This is a genomic window from Nostoc sp. (genome assembly GCF_036916985.1).
GTDB lineage: Bacteria > Cyanobacteriota > Cyanobacteriia > Cyanobacteriales > Nostocaceae > Nostoc.
Genome location: NZ_JBALFD010000088.1, coordinates 104229 through 125653, shown reverse-complemented (window position 1 = coordinate 125653; position 21425 = coordinate 104229). Strand labels below are relative to the sequence as shown.

Here is a 21425-nt window from a genome sequence, read left to right as displayed (position 1 = left end):
TTCTCATTCTGAATCTCCCTGACAGCAGCGAGGGTTTCTGGCAATAACTCTGGTGGTAGTTTCTCAGCTAAGGCACTCAAGGCATTGGCGCGATAATTCTCATTCTGAATCTCCCTGACAGCAGCGAGGGTTTCTGGCAATAACTCTGGTGGTAGTTTCTCAGCTAAGGCACTCAAGGCATTGGCGCGATACCTCACATTCTGAATCTCCCTGCCAGCAGCAAGGGCTTCTGGCAATAACTCTGGTGGTAGTTTCTCAGCTAAGGCACTCAAGGCATCGGTGCGATACCGCTCATTTTGAATCTCTCTAGCAGCAGCAAGGGCTTTTGGCAATAACTCTGGTAGTTTCTCAGCTAAAACTCTCAAGACATAGGCGCGCTCGTTCTCAAACTGAATTTCCCTGGTAGCAGCAAGGGCTTCTGGCAATAACTCTGGTAGTTTCTCAGCTAAGACGCTCAAGACATAGGCGCAAGAGCTCTGATCCTGAATCTCCCTGGAAATAGCAAGGGCTTCTGGCAATAACTCTAGTGGTAGTTTATCAGCTAAGGCACTCAAGACATCGGCGGGATGATACCTCTCCTTCTGAATTTCCCTGGCAATAGCAAGGGCTTCTGGCAATAACTCTGGTGGTAGGTTCTCAGCTAAGGCATTCAAGGCATCGACGCGATACTCTTCATTCTGAATCTCCCTGGCAGCAACAAGGGCTTCTGGCAATAACTCTGGTGGTAGGTTCTTAACTAAGGCACTCAAGATATCGCGTCGATACCTCTCATTCTGAATTTCCCTGGCAACAACAAGGGCTTCTGGCAATAACTCTGGTGGTAGTTTCTCAGCTAAAGCTATCAAGGCATCGACGCGATACCTCTCAAACTGAATTTCCCTGGCAGCAGCAAGGGCTTCTGGCAACAACTCTGGTGGTATTTTCTCAGCTAAAGCACTCAAGGCATTGGCGCGATACCTCTCATTTTGAATCTCCATAGCAGCAGCAAGAGCTTTTGGCAATAACTCTGGTGGTAGGTTCTTAACTAAGGCACTCAAGGCATCGGCTCGATACTCCTCATACTGAATTTCCCTGGCAGCAACAAGGGCTTCTGGCAATAACTCTGGTGGTAGGTTCTTAACTAAGGCACTCAAGGCATCGACGCGATACCACTCAAACTGAATCTCCTTGGCAGCAGCAAGGGCTTCTGGCAACAACTCTGGTGGTAGGTTCTTAACTAAGGCACTCAAGGCATCGACGCGATACCTCTCATTCTGAATTTCCCTGGCAGCAGCAAGGGCTTCTGGCAATAACTCTGGTGGTAGGTTCTTAACTAAGGCTTTTAAGGCATCGACGCGATACCCCTCATTCTGAATTTCCCTGGCAGCAACAAGGGCTTCTGGCAATAACTCTGGTAGATTCTCAGCTAAGGCTCTCAAGGCATCGGCGCGATACTTCTGATTTTGAATCTCCCTGGCAGCAGCAAGGGCTTCTGGCAATAACTCTGGTAGATTCTCAGCTAAGGCTCTCAAGGCATCGGCGCGATCGCTGTAATCCAAAATTTCCTTGGCAGCAGCGAGGGTTTCTGGCAACAACATAACGAGGGCTTCTAGCCCCAACTCTGGTGGTAGGTTATTAAATAAGGCTTTCAAAGCATCGACGCGATACCTCTCATTCTGAATCTCCCTGGCAATAGTGAGGACTTCTGGCAACAACTCTGGTGGCAGTTTCTCAGCTAAGGCACTCAAGGCATTGACACGATACTCCTCATACTGAATCTCCCTGGCAATAGCGAGGGCTTCTGGCAACAACTCTGGTGGCAGTTTCTTCGCTAAGGCACTCAAAGCATCGACGCGATACTCCTCATCCTTAATCGTCTTGGCAATAGCGAGGGCTTCTGGCAACAACTCTGGTGGCAGTTTCTCAGCTAAGGCTCTCAAGGCATTGACACGATACTCCTCATCCTGAATCTCCTTGGCAATAGCGAGGGCTTTTGGCAAGAACTCTGATGGTTGGTTCTGAGCTAAAGCTATCAAGGCATCGACGCGATACTCCTCATTCTGAATTGCCCTGGCAGCAGCGAGGGCTTCTGGCAATACCTCTGGCAGTTCCTCAGCTAAAACTCTCAAGACATAGGCGCGATCGCTTTCATCCTTAATCGTCTTGGCAGCAGCAAGGGCTTCTGGCAATAACTCTGGTGGTAGATTCTCAGCTAAGACTCTCAAGGCATTGACGCGATACTTCTCATTCTGAATCTTCCTGGTAGCAGTGAGGGCTATTTGCAGTATTATTTCTTCAACATTAGATGGGAAATAGTTGACTAGTTCTATCAAAGAACTCACTTGCTGTTCTGAATTAGGGTTTTGCAGGGTGTAAGCTAGTCCTTGTTCAGGAGTCCACACATTGTTTTTGACCAACGCAACCAGCAGATTTACTGGTAAATTGGCAGCCAGACTATTGAGAGAAGCCCTAATCAAAGCATAGCGACACTGTAAACTGACAACTTGAGGCAAAGTTGATTCACTCCGATTCTCTTCTGCTAATTCCCAAGCACGAGAAATATCTGTGATGTAACCCCCAGTTTGTCCTAATTTCTCTCGTGCTTCAAACCAGCCATTGCTTCCTGTCTGCGACTCCTCCCGCAATAACTGGTGAATCTCTTCTATTTGTCCAGCCTTTTCTAGGTGCCAAACTAAATTTTGATGAATGTAACCATCATTAGGTAAGGTATGCCAAAAGTTTTTTTCAGTCTTTCTCCGATACCGTTGTAGCAGTTGAGTCTGAGCATCAAGTAAATTAAAACCCATTCCAGTAGGCGGAGATTTAATTAATCGGCCACGAGCTACATCATGCAATAAATCGTGTATCTTATAGCCCTTCCACTCAACACCCCCCAAAAATAGAGGTGAATCAGACTGAAGTAAGGCATCATTCCAAAGTAGCTCTAAACGCTCATTAGCTTCATCCTGCGATTCCATATCCCATAATGTAACTGCCATTGGTGCGGCGATTGTGACATCTTCTGGCAAAACTCCCAACCAAATAAAATTTTCCCAAGCTTGTTCGTCATAGTCCCGCAAAGCTTTCAAGCTCAAATTAAAGGTTGCTTCTAAAGAGTTTTCTTGACGCGCCCCATATAAAATTTTTAAGTTTGCAACCTCTTGTTTCAAAGCCGTTTCCAGCTTCACCCATGTAATTCCCCATTTAACTCTTGTTGTCACCAAATTCAGTGCAATGGGTAGGTATCCCACAGTCTGGGCTACTCTCAAAGCCTCTTGTTTCTCTTCTCCTTCTATTTTTCGTCCTAAAGACTTAGAAAGTAATTCCAGAGATTCTGCCGGCGTCATCAAATTCAATTGTTGCAAATAAGCACCTACGGCATCAGCCACATCAGCACGCCGAGAAGTGATTAATAGCTGGGATTGAGAACTTGCTACCATAAAGGGTTTAACTTTATCTGGTTCCCAAGCATCATCAACTACCAGTAAAACTGCCTTATCATGTAGTAAACTTCGTAAATGGGCTGAAGTTGCTTCTATATTAATGGCACGAAATTCGTAGTCTCCCAAGGCTTGTACCCAGCTACTCAGTAGCCGGAGAATATCTGGTTCCTGTCCCAAGGTTGCCCAAAGTACACCACCAGAGAAACGTTTTTGAATATCTTCATCATGGGCAAGGGCAGTAACTAAAGTTGTCTTGCCAATGCCACCTAAGCCGTGAATTGCACTGATAAGCAAAGCACCAGCATTAGATGTATTTGCCAGTAGACGAGCTTTGATTTCTATAGTAACTTGTGGGCGGTCTACAAAATTGGCAGGTAAACTCGGTGCTTGAAAAGGTCTGTCAATTGGGCGACGATAATTAATAGTGAGGCTGCCTTCTACCCGACCTACATTAATATTGTTGTTGCCTTCGACGTTTTGAAGAACATTTTCATTACCTGAAATTGTTTGTTTAAACTGAGATTTAATATCGGGATTTAAACTGGTTACAGAAGTTTCATTGTTTTCTAAGTTACCTAAAATTGGTTTTTCAGCCTGAGACGGAATTTGTCTATCTAAATGAGTTTGAGCAACTTCATCTCTAAGTGGATGTCGCCTATGTTTTAATCTCCGACGATTCCCTCTCAAAAAGCCAGCTAACTTAGATAAAAAAAGTATTATCTGCTTCCATAACTTTCTCAGGCTTCTTTTCTGCACTGTTTTAACTTCCTAGATTCTGGCTTTTTGACTAATTGATAGTTGCATCACCTTCCACTTTGCCAATCGCCTTATTGCCATCACCTGTGATGTTCTGCGCTACGTTGTCATCGCCAGATATTGTTTGATTAAAAGTATTAACAACCTGAGAAATTGCTTCGGAATCTTCTTGCATTAAACGGGCAATCTCAGCATATAAATTTTTATCTTCATCCAGAAATTTCTTGAGTTGCTTCTGGAGTGTTTCTTTCGCATCTGCATCATTAGGAGAATTAGCCAATTCTTCTGCTGCACCTTTCGCCATTGGCTTTGTCTCCACTTTTGGTTGCAGCTTGCTCCACAAAGTCTTGGCTTTTTCCCAGGCATTAGCACCAAACCCTTCACCAAACTTTTTACCAGCTTCTTCAGTTGCTTTCTCTCCGGCTTTGAGCAAGTACGGTAAAAAAGGAGTTAGGAAAGTAGTTAAAGTTACTATATCCATTTGCTTACTCTAATTCTGTATCAACACCTGATAATAAGCGGTCAAACTCAGGGTAATCACTTAATGTAATAATTTTTTATGGCGATGCCTACGGCGGCAAGCTACGCACCGTTTGTGAGAAATGCTAGTACAGCGTATTTCAGGTAAATTAAGTACACGGGTAGGGGCACAACATGTTGCACTGGTGTCAACTTAAGCCTGGGCGAATGGAATTTGCGGCTACACAAACAAAGTTCGCCTGCGCGGACTAAGAGAAAATTAATGTTTTTAACCCGCGCAGGCGGGTTTCGTCTGTGTAGACGCGGTTTCTAACCGCCCTTTTAACGTTAAGTTGACACGTATGAACATGTTGTGCCCCTACGATTATCTGTACCTCACGCCTGTTGCAATGTGCTGTATATTTATTTGTGGTTAACTATTTTTTTCTGTAGCTTACCCATGCGAAAACTAAGCAGATTTCTGATTTTCATCTGATGTCTGCCGTGCATTACCTTTCAAGCGACTCAACCTGCTTTTGCGTATACGTTCGCTGTCACGAACGCCACCTGCTACTTCATATTCGCTGCTGTCTGTGCCATACTTGAAACCAACTCCCTTCAGCATCTTATCTGAAAGTTTACTTAGCTTTTTTTCCATTTCATCGATTTTAGTTTTAGTAGAATCAACCACAGCTAAAGCGTTGTTATAAGTATCAAGCATAGTGCGAAACTCCTCAATTGATTGAGTCAGATTTTCCAAATCGCAACTATTACCAAAATCCATATTTGAATCAACTGCTTTGAATCCAGACGTTCTCAATTCAGCTTTTTCTAGAATCCGCGATGTCCGCTTTGTACGAGGCATAAATGTACTCCTTGAAGATATTTCTAGAACTAGCTTGCCTCAATTAAGCTGTATTCTGTATCAGAAAAACTCGCAAATCATTATATTTTTTCTAATAATATTTCTAGGCAATTCCAGTGGTTTTGCTGAAGTCAATAACTAGATGCTGATTTTTATAGAGATAATATATTTGAACTTCATACAAGCTTCAGTTTCTTCACGATCGCTTTAATGTTGATGACTGATGTCATAATGTTAGTGACTAATATTGTAATGTTTGATGACTAATGTCGTAATATTACTCACTAATATCGTAATGTTGGTGACTAATATTGTAATGTTTGGTGACTAATGTCGTAATGTTGGTGACTAATGTCGTAATGTTGGTGACTAATGTCGTAATGTTGGTGACTAATGTCGTAATGTTGTGGCAGTTGCTTGAGTGAGGTTGACAGTAATAATCATTTGCCTTGGTAATTAATTCCTAATATAGCAATCCTAAATCATTCGTGAAAAGTTAGATCCCCGATTTCTTAAAGAAGTCGGGGATCTGGGCACAGATAATTTTCACAAATCACATAGGATTGCTATATTCTTTAGAGGATGTTTTAAAAGTCTTCTGGTCGGTAGCAAAACGTTCTAGATCCCCCTAAATCTCCCTTAAAAAGGAGGATTTTAATTCTGGTTTCCCCTCTAAAAAAAGGGGGGTTAGGGGGAATCAACAAGTGCCTAAAATCACAGCTAACTACTTTTCAAACATCCTCTTAGCTCTGTACAAATTCACGGTATTGTCATAACTAATTATGCGGACATGATATCATTCCCAAGTGTATATTTTATTTTCTGGAAGTCCCTAATGTAAAGAATAGTTACTAGATAAGCTGAATATGTACTCAATAGTGATAACTTCTTGAGCTTGATATATAAATCAGATTTAATTTTTGAAAAAACTACCTACGCTTAAAGCTTATGTATAAAAAAATTGCTATTCCTATTTTAAGTCTCATGTTTGCAACGCTCATACCTAATGTGGTCGCTGCTGAGACTGTGATGCAAAAAGTAGCGAGAACAGGGGTATTAACTGCTGGTACTAGTAGAGATGCGCTACCTTTTGCCTATGTAGATAGTAAAGGAAAGTTAAATGGCTATTCTGTAGATATGCTAACTCTGATTAAAGAGCAATTAGAAAAAGACTTAGGAAAAAAAATTAAACTGCAATTAGTTGGTCTTAGCCCCTCTGAACGGATTCCTAAAATACTTAATCAACAAGTTGATATTGTGTGTGATGCTAGTAGTTTTACATGGAAGCGAGATAAAAAAGTAGATTTTTCTGTCAGTTACGGTGTGACTGGAACCCAATTATTAGTTAAGAAAGGAAGTAATCTAGGTTCTGCTGAATCCCTTATTGGTAAGCAAATTGGCGTGCTGGCGGGAACCACAAATGAGCAGGCGATCGCTCGTGTACAACCCCAAGCTAAACTGGTATATTTTAAAACTAGGGTAGAGGGATACACAGCTTTGCAAAAAGGTACTATTGATGCTTTCTCATCCGATAGCATTCTTTTAGAGGCATGGCTGCAACAGCAAAAAAATCCAGATGATTTTGCGATCGTACCCAATCGCCCTTATTCACGAGAAGGTATCGCTTGCATGGTGCCAGAAAATAACTCGAAATTCTTGGATACAGTCAACTATTCTCTAGTCAAGTTCATGCAAGGATTCGTCAATGGTAATCAGCGATATGTCGCTATTTTTGACCGTTGGTTTGGATCTCAAGGCGCTGTAGTACTCAATCGGGATTTACGCGATTTAGTGGTGGAAACTATGCAATTGCTCATAGAATTTCGTGAGGAAATTCCCAAAAGTGACCTGTAAAATAATGGATTTTCACCGCAAAATCATCTAGCTAACTATTTCTTAGAAGTTTTCTCACTAGTCATACAAAGTCATTAGTCATTGGTGCTAATGACTAATAACTCAAAATCCCCCAGCTTGAAGCTGGGAGATGAATTAAAACAGAAGTCTTTTTACACTTTCTGTGCAGATACTTCCTCTGGCTTTTGTTGAGTTTGCAAAGATGCATACAACCTATTCAACGCATTTACATAAGCTTGCGCTGATGCCACAATGATATCTGTGTTTGCTGCATGACCAGAAAATACTTTAGATTCATAACGTAAACGAATTGTCACTTCTCCAATAGCGTCAATACCGGCTGTTACTGACTGCACAGAAAACTCAATCAACTGGTTGGGCACATTCACCACCCGGTTGATGGCTTTGTAAACTGCATCTACTGGCCCAGTACCGATCGCAGCATCGGTTAATTCTTCACCTTCTGGGGTACGCAGAGTGACTGTAGCAGTAGGACGGGCATTGCTACCGCAGGAAACTTGCACCAACTCTACTCGGAACAAATCGGGTGCTTGTTGGATTTCATCGTTAACGATCGCTTCCAAATCCCAATCAGAAATTTCTTTCTTTTTATCTGCTACTTCTTTGAATCTGACGAAGGCTTTATTCAATTCAGTATCCGACAGTTCAAAGCCCAATTCTTTCAACCGAGTCCGGAAAGCATTTCTACCCGAATGTTTGCCCAAAACTATTTGATTGTCTGACAAGCCAATCAATTGGGCATCCATAATTTCATAGGTTAGCTTGTTTTTTAACACGCCATCTTGGTGAATCCCAGACTCATGGGCAAAAGCATTCGCCCCTACAATCGCTTTATTTGGTTGTACTAACATTCCCGTCAAATTGGAAACTAAGCGGGAAGTTTTATAAATTTGCCGGGTGTCGATATTTGTCAGGGATTCTTGAGAATCTGTTGGTCTTCCCAAGAAGGGGTTAAAATATTGTCGTCGGACGTGCAGCGCCATTACTAATTCTTCTAATGACGCATTTCCGGCTCGTTCGCCAATGCCATTGATGGTACATTCTAGTTGCCGTGCGCCATTTTTCACAGCTTCCAAGAAGTTAGCAACTGCCAAGCCTAAATCATTATGACCATGAACGGAAATAATCGCTTGGTCGATGTTGGGAACATTGTCGATAATGCCCTTAATGATGGCTCCAAATTCGCTAGGGGTGGTGTAACCGACGGTATCGGGAATATTAACTGTTGTTGCACCAGCTGCGATCGCCCGCTCTAAAACTTGGTATAGAAATTCTGGATCGGTACGAGCCGCATCCATCGGTGAAAATTCTACATCTGTCATGAAGGACTTGGCATAAGCTACCATTTCTTCGGCGATCGCTAACACTTCTGCCCGTGACTTCCGCAATTGATATTCTAAATGAATATCAGAAGTCGAAATAAATGTGTGAATTCTGGCTTTAACTGCTGGCTTTAATGCTTCGGCTGCCGCTTCAATATCTGCTTTAATTGCTCTTGCCAAACTACAAATTACTGGGCCATTTTCTGTCCCGACAATTTGAGCAATCTTCTTGACTGCTTCAAAATCCCCAGGACTAGCAAAGGCAAACCCTGCCTCAATGACATCTACACCCAGACGCGCTAATTGTTTGGCAATAACTAGCTTTTCGTCTATATTCAAAGTCGCTCCCGGACACTGCTCTCCATCTCGCAATGTCGTATCAAAAATGATGATTCGATCTGTTTGGTTGGTCATTTGCCGTTTGTTGTTTAGTGTTTACTTGTGGCTTAATATATCTTCAACCTTAGTTTTTCTTTTACTCTTACTTTTGTAAATAATTGCTAAGGATACTAACCTTCGGTTTTTTCTATTTGATCTCTGATATCATTTAAATCTATATATCTATCAGTAGCATTCCGCAGCTCTCTAGCGATCATTCCTTCAGTTGATACTACCGTAATATGTGTATTTTTTGAGCGTAATAGTTCTATTGCTCGTTCAAAATCTCCATCGCCACTGAATAATACTACTCGGTCATACTGGTCTACTGTATTAAACATATCTACAACAATTTCAATATCTAAATTCGCTTTTTGCGAGTAGCGGCCGGACGTATCATCATAATATTCTTTCAGAATTTTAGTCCTGACTGTATATCCTAGACTAATGAGAGCATCTCTGAAACCTCGTTGATCTTGTGGGTCTTTTAAGCCAGTGTACCAGAATGCATTAATTAATGTTGTTTCTGATTGCTCATGTTTGAAGTATTCTAAGACGCGCCGCGGGTCAAAAAACCAGCCATTTTTTTGTTGAGCATAGAACATATTGTTTCCATCTACAAAAATAGACAGACGATTCATTGGAGAACCCATACAAATTTACACCTAATAATATAAATGAATTTAGATGGAACAATAGATTATAGCAATTTTCAAATGCCTTGTTTGCTAATATCTATAAAGTAGTTCTTTATCTATAGCTTTTATCCTACCTCTTTCAAGGCATAAAAACGCCTACAACATTGGAGTTGAGATCCTGGGTGCTAACCTTATTCACCTCCAGCACTACAATAGCTACCCTGCGATCAAAATCTACCAATAAAATTGACTAAGTAACAGCATTCATCGCTGTATAACATTAAAGTTTACTCCTAAAGAGGTATAGCATAAGCTCAGGGTAGGATATAAATTAATGCTTATCTGTAAGTAAAGCTGTCAGTATCAGGACACGCTTTGTGGAGATTAACAAATTGCGCTAGAGACAGAAGACAGACTTGGGAGAGCTTTGGGTAGAGCGCCCAGTTGAGAGCGTAGCTGTTGGTTAGGTTATGGTAAAATCTTGTCACAACTAAATGCAGAGGCAGAGTATATCCGGCTCCGATCTGTGAGACAATCACTACTTGTAACTCACTTAATCTAAAAAGAATAAATTAGGTAGTGCTTGAGTAGAAATCTCTTGAGGACTAGCTCTGCCAATAAAAGTTTGTTGATGAATAGAAGATAGTTTACAAATGTATAAGATTGTCATTTAAGTCTTATTTCAATATGCTTACACTAAAACGTGGTCTGAATAAATAAAAGTGTTGGACTTAAATCAATCAGTAACACGACATGGCAGAAGAACCTACATCTACCTTAACTAAAAACTATGTCTCTGCTGCCAATAGACTGTCAAGTAAACCGACAAAAGTAACTTCGACAGCATCGGCTCGGCAATCCAGGTGGATGGTTCGCTTAGGTCATCTCCTGGCTGGCAGTTGGGCAATCGGGGCAGGGCTGCTGAGTGCTTCTGGGTGGGAATTGGTTCAATTGATGGATAATCAGGTGCTTTCTAGCTTTTTTCAACTGCGTGGGCCGATTGTGCCTCCAGAAGACATTGTAATTTTAGCAATAGACGATCAGTCAATATCAGTTCCCGAACAGTACTATAAAACAGATCCGAAACAGTATGCCTACCTAGAAACACTGAAATCTTATCCTTATCAACGTGCTGCATACTCCCAGGTAATCACAAAATTAATCCAAGCAGGTGCTAGCTCTGTAGCCTTAGATATTGTTTTTGATACAACTAGCAGCTATGGAGTTACGGACGATCGCCAATTCCAAGGCGTATTGCAAAAATATGGTAGTAAAGTCACTTTAGCGGCCGTTTACGAAAATTCCCAGACGCACCAAGGGTCTTTTATGCAGCTAACAGACCCACACCAAATGTTTCGCACCGGATCAGTGTCTATTGGCTCAGTTAATTTTCCCTTAGAACTAGATGGAAAAGTTCATCGATTAGCGAGTGAATTTCCCAAGTTATTAGGTGAAGATAATTTATTTACTCAGAAGCGACTTTCCTTTGATGAAGCAACTCTCAGGGCAGCACAAGTAAATTATCCCCGACCAAAGGGCGATCGCATTTATTTTTGGGGGAGTGCGGGTACATTTGAGCAAATACCCTTTTGGCACGTATTAGACCCAGAAAACTGGAACACCTATTTACAACAGGGAAAGTTCTTCAAAGACAAGATAGTGCTAATTGGTGCGACGGATAAGTTAAACAATGATTATTATCCAATCGCTGCGAGCAAAAGTACTGAACCCATGTCTGGCGTGGAAATTCATGCCAATGCGATCGCAACTTTGATGACAGGTAAAGCGATCGCCCCAGGAATTCACAATTTACCATTGCAGGGTTTGTTCGTGCTAATGCTAGTTGGCAGCACAGCCTTGATGATTAGCAAACGCAAGCGTAGTATCAATAGATTTCTCTATAGCCTTGCCTTATCTGGCAGTTGGGGAGGAATTAGCTATGGGTTATTTGTCTATGGTCAGTTAATTTTTCCCACTACTGTACCAATGATTGCGATCGCCATGACTGGATTTTGCTACTTGGGAACCTCTGTGGCGAGGGAAAGCATCAGAAAACGCCAATTAGTAGATATTTTTCAGAAGTATAAAACTTCCCCCGTTGTCCAAGAGATTATCAGCCAACAAGATGACTTCCAAGACCTAATCCAGCAACGAGATTTAGCCTTATCCGGCAAAATCTTGGCTCGACGCTACAAAATTGTCAAAGTTCTCGGTTCCGGTGGATTTAGCGAAACCTACATTGCTGAAGATACTCAACGTCCTGGGAATCCGCGATGTGTTGTCAAACAACTAAAACCAGCCAGCACTAAACCAGAAGGGTTGCAACTTGCGAGACGTTTATTTAACTCAGAAGCGCAAACACTAGAAAAATTGGGAACACACCCACAAATCCCGCAACTTTTGGCGTATTTTGAAGAAGACGAAGAATTTTATTTAGTCCAAGAACAGATAATTGGTCATCCTTTAAATCAGGAATTGCTAACAGGTAGAGTAATTGGAGAAATTGCAGCGATCAAAATTGTCAGAGATTTATTGCAAACATTAACATTTGTTCATGAAAACAATGTGATTCATCGGGATATCAAACCCAGTAATATTATCCGGCGACATTCAGACGGTAAATTGGTATTGATTGACTTTGGTGCTGTTAAAGAAGTAACTATCAAACCGCTTGACGATCAAGAGTCAACGCCTTTTACCATTGGCATTGGTACTCAGGGTTACGCACCAAACGAACAATGTTTTGGGCGTCCACACTACAGTAGTGACATCTATGCAGTCGGTATGGTTGGGATTAAAGCCTTGACAGGTGTAGCCCCCCGTGAGTTAGGTAGAGATACTAATGGGGAGATAAAATGGAGCGATAGCACTCAGGTAAGCCACTCCCTAGCTAAGATTCTCAGTAAAATGGTGCTGGATGATTTCAAACAGCGATATCAGTCTGCATCAGAGGTTCTTGAGGATCTGGAAGTTTTTGATGATATTGTAAATTCCCAAGGCAGACACCCCATGCTACGGAATGACTCATTAATCAATACCTTAGACCAAGTAAACGCTACCACCAAATATTGCTCAGAATCATCCTCAGAAACTCCTTGAGGCAGAGCCTCAACGACGAGCATTCCCAGTCTGAGACTGGGAACGAGACTAAGCTGTTGTGATTATAGTTTGCACATTGAGGCGGCAGGGCAGCAGGAAGCAAGGGAGAGGATTTACAGGTTTTGCCTAATCATACTTGTAATGCAATTTGCAGGCGCAACAGCTTATTATATAAGGCAGTCCTGATCAAACAAGTTTCACAGCCTTGAATGAAAGAATGACTGGGGACTGGGGACTGGGAACTGGGAACTAGTACTTTTACTCAGCACTCAGCACTCAGCACTTTCAAGTCAGGAGGGTTTCAGCCTCGTTCATTTTTGTTAAAATAGTTTGGTTTTATTCTGCCGAACTACTTAGGGAACTCCAAGAAATAAATTATCCAATATTGTGGGGTGGGCATCTTGCCCGCCCAGTCGCCCAGTCCATAGGGCGGGCAAGATGCCCGCTCCACAGGCATTGGATATTTTTTTATTTGGAAGTCCCTTATCTGAATAGATTTTGTTTCAAGTTTTCTAATAGTTGATAGATTTTAGATTTTCTGCTTGGTCTAAGGACTTGGGATGACTTGACAATCTATCCCACAATTCCTTGATGCACCACCAGGTATTCTCAGGTTGGCATAGTCACCACCTAGTTGAACATGTGATGGTAGTTGGTGTAGGCTTATACAGCACCTATGAACTGCGGCTTGGTACTCTCGCCATTGCTTACGGATTGCAATACTTTCAGCATCTTCGCCTAAATCTGAAAATCTTAGCCCTGCTCGAATCAGCCAAGATTCCACGTCAGTTGTTTCACCAACTATTTCTGAAATGGGATTAATCTTTTTCATGAGTCATATCTTATACGTATGTGTATTTGCTTTACTTTAAGATAAAGCATCAATACTAGCCAATATCATTTTTTATCAAAATCATCAATAAAAATGATTCATCTCTGAGTATAAATACTCAGAGATGACAGAATGTATTACTATTACGGCTGGTAAACATCATTGCTTTAGCTTCCGAATAAGCCGTTTTCTAGCTTGTAATCACTAGAAGCGATAGCCTAATCCAGCTTGGAAGCTGACGGCATCAGCATCACTATTTCTGTAAGCGTCAATACCCCATTTAGTATCGCCGTAGGCAATGACATTGTTGCTAACTTCTGATTCAATACCAAGAGTAACTACAGGTGAATTCTGATTACCCAATGGGGTTCTTTGACCTTCGTCAGTTACAAAAGAATAACCACCACCGAAGTAAACGTTAGTATTTTTGGCGATGGGTGCATCGTAAGTCACTATGGGCATAATTGCAGCAGCGTCACCACCATACAGTATTGAACCACGCAATGAAACAGGGGCATTGGGAACGGCGTAGCGTCCTTGAATATTACCACCAAGTTGTGCTTCATCGTTTCCTTGTCCGCCGTTGGTTGCACCAGCCGCAATCCCAGCACCGATGTAGTTACCGTTAGTACCTGCTGTTTGAGCAGATGCAATACCAGCAGAAAGAATAATGGAAGCAACAGCAAGTGCAGAGGCAGCTAATTTTGTAAGTTTCATAGGATTATTCTCACTAGAGTTAAGTAAAATCAATGTTCTCTAGTACTAGAATCTCTTTTTTTACAAAATGTAACCTCGCACACCTGGTTCACCCAAGTGGCTGAATTATTTCTCACCCACTTGGGTATATAGCAATCCGATAGCGAGTCAGACGCTCCTGCGTCGCTAACGCTGCGCTATCGAGCGTCTTTGATTTCTGAATCACTCGTAGAGGTAAGGGACTGGGGACTGGGGAATGGGAAGAAGGAATAAAGGTGTACTGAGTTTTTTCAAAAATCAAATATGAGTCCTATAGCAACTGAAATATTCCCTGATTCGTTAGAAAATAATTAAGCAATTATGCTATATAACATAGATGAATATCTTAAATAAGAATACCAGTATCTCTTGAGAATTATTTGATGATTGATAGGACTTAACGAAGTATTGAAGTCAAGTAAAGCCCCCTTGTTGCCAGCTTTGTGTTCCATACAGCCTTAGCCACAAATAGACTTGTACAACATGGCGTAAATAAAACACCCATTTTAAATGTCTGAAACCCTTGTAAACAATTAATTACGAATTACGAATTACGTTAGCGTAGCGGTAGCGAGTCCGGGAGCGCCATTACGAATTACGCCTTGCTGTACTAGGTTAATTTTTTAATTAGCTCTTCCCGATTAAAAATTAAATTTCCACAGAGAAAAAAGCAAATGAGCCAAAGTCTAAATATTCAGGAAATTGCCATTGCGATCGCAGCGAAACAGCACAATCCGACAATTTTAACTCCAGACTTTCTTAAATATAGTGGCATCGTTCCTAGTGATTGGGAACTTGCTCAACCCCCAATTATCACAGATTCGGCCGCTCAGGTAGTCTTTCAAAACAGCATTAATATAACTGCACAAGTCAATCGGATTATTTTTACTGAGGTAATTGCCACCAAAGAAGCCACAGATGTAGAAATTCCGGCTCTAGCTCGCAAATATCTAGAGACATTGGCGCAAGTAGACTATCTTGGGGTTTCCATTAACTTTCGGGGACATGTTTTCTTCGAGCAGCCAAACAATACAGCACGCAACTATATCTTGGCCACACTACTGAATCCTGGCCCGTGGTATGAGTTTGGCACAGCACCGGTGCAAGCGGCAATGCGGTTCGGTTACACCCTAGAAGGAGCGCAACTGAGCTTGGATATCAATGAAGGAGGGTTACAATTGCCAGATAAAACAGTACGGCCGATTGTGTTGTTCACCGCTAGTTTTAATCACGCAATTGTTCAAGAACAACAAAGTCAGCGACTAGATATTATATCACAAATTATTAGCAACTGGCAAAAAGACTTAGAGGCTTACACAGAACTTGTGGATACCAAGTTTCTCAACTCACCATATCAGATAAATCTAGCACCAAATCAATCTATCATCCCCACAGCAAGAATTTTTTGATGCCATGACTTATAGTCCATCAGTTATTTCTTCAAAAAGCGCTGACGTAGACGAGATATAAATATATTCACCTCTGGTATTTTCAGGCATGAAGCGATCGCCGCAAACACCGCAATCCCTACAAAGCCAGATAGACACAATTGCAACACCAGAATCAGTAAACCCGTTTTACCTAACAAGTGCTGAGAACCAAGCAATGTCCCATAGCTTGCTACTCCAGCTACCACGCTACCAGCAGCCAAACCCAAAATCGGTAAACTCCACTCGCGCCAAGGTAAACCATTGAGTTTGCGATCGAGTAACCATAACAGCATTAACATTGAGCTACAATTTACACCCACTGTTGCTAACACCAAACCGGGAGCGCCAAAAGGTTTCACGAAAAACCAATCTAATATAATGTTAAGCAAGATGTTAAAAACACTGATGCGAAAAGGTGTTTGTCCATCGCCCAAGGCGTAGAATACCCGCACCAAAACATCACGTCCCAAATAGACAAACATCCCAATTCCGTAAGCGACTAGCAATGATGAAACTAGCTCTGTGGCTTCTGGTTTGAAAGCACCGCGTTCATATACCACCTGCACAATGGGTACTGATAGCGACACCATCAGCGCCCCTAGCGGTAGCATGGTGAAGGCAGTGAGTAAGAGTCCTTGGCGAATACGTAATTTTAAATCTGGCCAATTTTCGGGGCCGGAAAGTTTAGCAAATATTGGTAATAGAGGCAGTAAAATGATATTAGAGATAATCCCCAAGGGAGTTTGAACTAATAAATTTGCATAGTTGAATCCTGCCGCAGCACCAGGGATAGGACTAGCAAAATAAAGGTCAGTGGCAACATTAATTGGCATCATTCCAGAGGAAACTGTCGCCGGAGTCATGATTTTGATTACTTCTTGAACGCCTGGGGATTTAAACTCAAACCGCAGGCGTAATGTACCCAATCCTAACCGCCACTGAACAATTAGCTGCACTAACCACTGGAGAATTGCTCCTGCTAAAGTTCCCCAAGCTAACACCATTCCACCGATTAAAGCGTACTCCGGCTTAATAATGTCTTTGCCTAGTTGCATAGCCAAGATCCCAAGACCAGCAACAACGGTAATACTAGATAATAGAGGACTAATGGAGAGTAACCAATATTGATTGGCTGCATTGAGAGTCCCGAAACCAATGCCAATTAAACCGGCAAATAAAGCCATCGGTGCCATAATGCGGAGTTGTTGAATAGCGATCGCTCTAGTTGTTTCTTGCAAACCATGACCGACTAAATCAATGATCGTATCCGCAAATAAAATTTGAGCAACTGTCACCAGCAACAGCACTCCACCTACTAGCGTTGTCACCGTTTCTACTAAGGGAGCCGCTTCTTCTCGCCGCCGCTTGGCTAAAACGCTGACAAGCGCGCTGTGTAATGGCCCATTAACGCCACCGAGTAAGATCAATAGAAAGCCAGGAATAATATAGGCATAACTATAGGCGGTGGCAGCAGCGCCAACACCAAATGCGGCAGCGATCGCTTGCTGCCGCACTAAACCGAAGACTTTACTAATTAATGTGGCTGCGGCAACAATGCCAGCAATTCCAGCGAAAGAACGAGAGGGTTTTTGGTCTTGTTGTGTCACGAATAATACCCGACAACTCTTACAGAGTGCATACTTTAAAACATTTAACCTGAAATTCCGCAGTCTGTCAGGTAAATTTCCACAAATTAGTTATTTTAAATGCTTTCACCCTTGGTATTGGCAAAGTGAAGGCTCAAAATTAAATTCCTGAGATTGCTATGATACAGCGAATTGCTAGTTAGTTAGATAACGATTCAAAAGAGGTCAGATCGCTTTTCTGATTTATCCCTGCAACACTAAGAGACTTCCAAGAAATAAATGATCCAAAACACGTCATTGCGATTGCTTCGCTCGCAATGACAATTGGGCATTTTTTAACGTGGAGTACTCTAACTTAAGTCGTTAGGCGTAAATAAAGTTAACTGGTGGGGATCGTCATTTGTCATTGGTAAGGGTTTCAGCCATATTTACGTTTTGTAACATAGTTTGGTTTATTCCCGCCTACCTACTTAGCTTTCTTTTTTTGTGTACAAGCCAAAATTATTTTTTCACTTATTACGAGGATAGATCGAGAAAGGGGAACTATAACAATAACCATCTTCTGGGAAATAGTTAAACTCTGTAAAAATTTGCAGGCTGTCATATTTTTAACATCCTTTAACCCCGTGAAGTTTGGTGTGAGGAACCCTTGTATAAAAACAAAATAATCCAGAGCAATGGAACCCAATTCAAATTTCACAGAAAATCAACTTCTCTTGTCTAGCGCTCAACTTCAAGAACAACTAGACCAACAAAAGGCTCTGGCGAGTGTAATTGTGCGAATTCGGGAGTCTCTTGACTTAGAAACAATTTTTCAAACGACCGTTACACAAGTGCGTCAATTGCTACAAGCAGACCGAGTAGCAGTCTTGCAGTTTGAACAAGGAAAAGATTGGGAAGGAGAATTCATTTCTGAGGATGTTGCACCTGGCTGGGACTCAGTAATGGCAGTGAAGGTATACAACTACTGCTTTGGAGAACAATTTGCTTCCAATTATCAAGAAGGTCAAGTGGAAGCAGTTGCAGATATTCACAAGGCGGGACTGAGTGATTGTCATCTGGCAATTTTGAGTAAATTTCAGGTACAGGCTAATCTTGTTGTCCCTCTAACGCGGAAGAAAGAACTGTGGGGATTGCTTTGTATTCATCAGTGCAGTGAGGCTCGTAATTGGAAAGAATCAGAAATTGAGTTTATTAGTCAAATTGCCGACCACCTTGCCGTTGCGATTCAACAAGCGAAGCATCTCCATGAAGTCCAATTGCAAGCTGCAAAATTAGCTCAAGCAGTTCAGCGCGACCAAGTAATAGCTAAAATTGTTGATGAAATTCGCTCACCCCTTGATATTGAAACCATTTTTAAAACCACAACTCAAGAAATACGTAAGCTGCTGCAAGCCGATCGAGTTGCCATTTTTAGCTTCAATCCCGATTGGAGTGGTAACTTTGTTGCCGAATCATTTACTGAAGGTTGGACTGCTTTAGTTGGACTTGAGCCTGCGATCGCTGATACTTATTTACAACAGACCCAAGGTGGACGTTACGTTAACAACGAGACATTTATAGTTAATGACATTTATCAAGCCGGATTAACAGACTGCCATATCACCTTATTGGAGCAATTTCAGGCAAAAGCCTTTGCAACTGCGCCTATTCTCCAGGGAGATCAACTTTGGGGAATCATCGCTACCTACCAAAATTCCTCACCCAGAGAGTGGCAATCTTATGAAGTTGAATCACTGAGCAAAATCGGTACACAAATTGGTGTAGCAGTTCGACACCATAAGTTACTGGCATACGCTCAGTACCAAGCAGAGCAACAAAAGACTTTAACTAGCGTAATTACTCGAATTCGGGAGTCATTAGATTTAGATACAATCTTCCAGACTACTGTCACCGAGGCACGGCAAATGCTACAAGCAGACCGAGTGGCAGTCTTTCGTTTTGACCCGCAAAAAGATTGGGAAGGAGAATTTATTTCTGAAGATTTTGTGCCTGAGTGTAACTCGGTAATAGCAGAAAAAGTTTATGATTACTGCTTTGGGGAAAACTTTGCGCACCTTTACGCTCAAGGTCGAGTCAATGCGATCGCTGACATTTATCAAGGAAAGTTTCCCGGTTGTTATGTCCAAATCTTAGGAAAATTTCAAGTGCGGGCAAATATGGTTGCACCTCTATTAAAGAAAGGTGAACTTTGGGGATTGTTGTGTATTCACCAATGCACTGCTCCTCGTTATTGGCAACCCTCTGAAATTGAATTTGCCAGTCAAATAGCCGAGCAATTGGGAGTCGCATTAAAACAGGATTCTTATTTAAAGCAAGTTCAAATGCAGGTTGTTCAGTTAGCAGAGGCCACTGAACGGGAGAAAGCAATGGAACGACAAGAACTTCTAGCTGCAACCATTGATAAAATCCGCCAATCACTTGATATTAAAACTATTTTTAGAACCACTACACAAGCTGTGCGAGAGTTGCTCGAAGTCGAGCGAATTGCAATCTACCGCTTCAACCCAGATTGGAGCGGTAAATTTGTGGCAGATTCCTTTAAAGATGGTTGGAAACCTGTTATACAAGTCCAACCAATGATTATAGAAACTTTTGAAGATACAGACGATGATAACGAACTTCCGCGTAACGAAACTTTTGTGCCGATTCGGGAAGGTGAGAAATTATGGGGATTATTAGTTGCTTATCAAAATTCGCAACCGCGTTATTGGAAAGAGGAAGAAATTAATTTACTGGCTCAAGTCGGGGTGCAATTGGGAATTGCAATTCAGCAAGCGGAATTACTCGAACAAACTAAACGTCAAACCTTAGAACTTACTCAAACTCTGCAAGAATTAAAACAAACTCAAACCAGGTTAATTCAGGGTGAAAAAATGGCAGGTTTAGGACAACTACTTGCTGGAGTCGCTCATGAGATTAACAATCCGATCAGTTTTATTTTTGGTAATCTGATTCATTTAGATGAATATACTCAAGAACTGTTAAAGGTGGTGAAACTTTATCGGGAAAACTCCTCTCTATTGCCAAATGTCAAAGAGAAAATTGACAAGACTGATTTGGACTTTCTCATCGAAGATTTACCGAAAACCCTTGAGTCAATGAAAGTAGGAACAGAGCGCATTTGTGAGATTGTGCTATCACTGCGAAACTTCTCTCGTACAGATGAGGCTGAATTGAAGCCTGTAGACATTCATGAAGGTTTGGATAGTACTTTGCTGATTTTAGGGCATCGGCTCAAAAACAATAATGAACGCCCAGCTATTGAGATTGTGAAAGAATATGCTGATTTACATTTGCTTGAATGCTATCCCGCACAATTAAATCAAGTATTTATGAATCTTTTGAGTAACAGTATTGATGCTTTAGAGGAGAAGTTTAAAACTATCCAGCAAAGGTATTTGAAATTATCCCAAATGTGTCCGAGAATACCCTTGACTATCTGGATTAGTACCCAAGCCGTTAATAACCAGATTGTAATTAGAATAGCTGATAATGGTCTTGGGATTCCCGAAGAGGTGCGATCGCACATATTTGACCCCTTCTTTACTACCAAAGCACCAGGTAAAGGTACAGGGTTAGGATTGTCTATCAGCTATCAAATAATAGTTGAAAAACATCATGGTCAAATTAAATGTTCTTCTAAACCAGGAGAAGGAACAGAGTTTTTAATTGAAATTCCGAGTGGTAATTAGAGGTGATTGATTTTTGACAATCCTAATTCCCACTAATAAGATTTGTGCTACAAAGCTTAACATAAAGCCTAGCATACCGATTCAAAGGTGTTGGTACGTTACGCTATTGCTAACACACCCTACTAGTGGTCTGTCCCATTAATTTTGAGAGATAAAAGAACGAACCGCAAAGTACGCAAAGAGCGCAAAGGAAGAAAAGTTAAGAATGAGTTCACCCATTAAATATAATGGGCTACTAGATCCCCGACTTCTTCAAGAAGTCGGGGATCTGAACACCACTAAACCTCTCAAAACTTTTGGGACAGACCACTAGTTGCAAAAAAATTGTAGGTT

Annotated in this window: 12 protein-coding genes; 4 read left to right on the top strand and 8 right to left on the bottom strand. The window is 41.6% G+C overall.

From position 1 onward, the window contains the following. From V7L07_RS28940 to V7L07_RS28930, 3 genes are all read right to left on the bottom strand, one after another. The coding region (locus V7L07_RS28940) for an NB-ARC domain-containing protein (RefSeq protein WP_335062610.1) at positions 1-4178 on the bottom strand (4178 nt) is incomplete at its 3' end. A 31-nt stretch (positions 4179-4209) separates the two neighbouring features. Beyond that, positions 4210-4659 (bottom strand): hypothetical protein, encoded by a 450-nt coding sequence (locus V7L07_RS28935; RefSeq protein ID WP_335062608.1) that lies wholly within the window; start codon positions 4657-4659, stop codon positions 4210-4212. 447 nt (positions 4660-5106) lie between these two features. Next, positions 5107-5502 carry a hypothetical protein gene (locus V7L07_RS28930; protein ID WP_335062606.1) on the bottom strand — a complete coding sequence of 132 codons (396 nt, stop codon included), beginning with the start codon at positions 5500-5502 and terminating at the stop codon, positions 5107-5109. Positions 5503-6450: 948 nt separating this feature from the next. On the opposite strand from V7L07_RS28930, the gene V7L07_RS28925 reads away from it, so the two are divergent. Further along, on the top strand, positions 6451-7356 hold the full coding sequence (locus V7L07_RS28925) for an amino acid ABC transporter substrate-binding protein (protein ID WP_335062605.1): 906 nt from the start codon (positions 6451-6453) through the stop codon (positions 7354-7356). A gap of 152 nt (positions 7357-7508) precedes the next feature. Here the strand turns inward: V7L07_RS28925 and V7L07_RS28920 are convergent, their stop codons facing one another. Together V7L07_RS28920 and V7L07_RS28915 are read right to left on the bottom strand one after the other, a co-directional pair. After that, positions 7509-9113 (bottom strand): 2-isopropylmalate synthase, encoded by a 1605-nt coding sequence (locus V7L07_RS28920; protein WP_335062604.1) that lies wholly within the window; start codon positions 9111-9113, stop codon positions 7509-7511. A gap of 95 nt (positions 9114-9208) precedes the next feature. Then, positions 9209-9730: a LabA-like NYN domain-containing protein gene (locus V7L07_RS28915; protein WP_041565194.1), complete on the bottom strand. Its 522-nt coding sequence runs from the start codon at positions 9728-9730 to the stop codon at positions 9209-9211. A 738-nt stretch (positions 9731-10468) separates the two neighbouring features. Between V7L07_RS28915 and V7L07_RS28910 the strand changes: the two genes are divergently transcribed. Then, entirely contained in the window at positions 10469-12814 is a 2346-nt protein-coding gene (locus V7L07_RS28910) for a CHASE2 domain-containing serine/threonine-protein kinase (RefSeq protein WP_335062602.1), read from the top strand. A 547-nt stretch (positions 12815-13361) separates the two neighbouring features. On the opposite strand, the gene V7L07_RS28905 is transcribed toward V7L07_RS28910, so the two are convergent. Then, complete coding sequence (locus V7L07_RS28905; protein ID WP_335062600.1) at positions 13362-13646, bottom strand: hypothetical protein; 285 nt, start codon at positions 13644-13646, stop codon at positions 13362-13364. Between the two features lie 204 nt (positions 13647-13850). Then, on the bottom strand, positions 13851-14363 hold the full coding sequence (locus V7L07_RS28900; RefSeq protein ID WP_335062599.1) for an outer membrane beta-barrel protein: 513 nt from the start codon (positions 14361-14363) through the stop codon (positions 13851-13853). 692 nt (positions 14364-15055) lie between these two features. Here V7L07_RS28900 and V7L07_RS28895 point away from each other — a divergent pair. Next, positions 15056-15790: a hypothetical protein gene (locus V7L07_RS28895; protein ID WP_335062597.1), complete on the top strand. Its 735-nt coding sequence runs from the start codon at positions 15056-15058 to the stop codon at positions 15788-15790. A 23-nt stretch (positions 15791-15813) separates the two neighbouring features. Here V7L07_RS28895 and murJ read toward each other — a convergent pair whose 3' ends face one another. Further along, positions 15814-17418 (bottom strand): murein biosynthesis integral membrane protein MurJ, encoded by a 1605-nt coding sequence (gene murJ / locus V7L07_RS28890; RefSeq protein WP_335062595.1) that lies wholly within the window; start codon positions 17416-17418, stop codon positions 15814-15816. Between the two features lie 656 nt (positions 17419-18074). On the opposite strand from murJ, the gene V7L07_RS28885 reads away from it, so the two are divergent. After that, positions 18075-21092 carry a GAF domain-containing sensor histidine kinase gene (locus V7L07_RS28885; protein ID WP_335062593.1) on the top strand — a complete coding sequence of 1006 codons (3018 nt, stop codon included), beginning with the start codon at positions 18075-18077 and terminating at the stop codon, positions 21090-21092. The last annotated feature ends 333 nt before the right edge of the window (positions 21093-21425 follow it).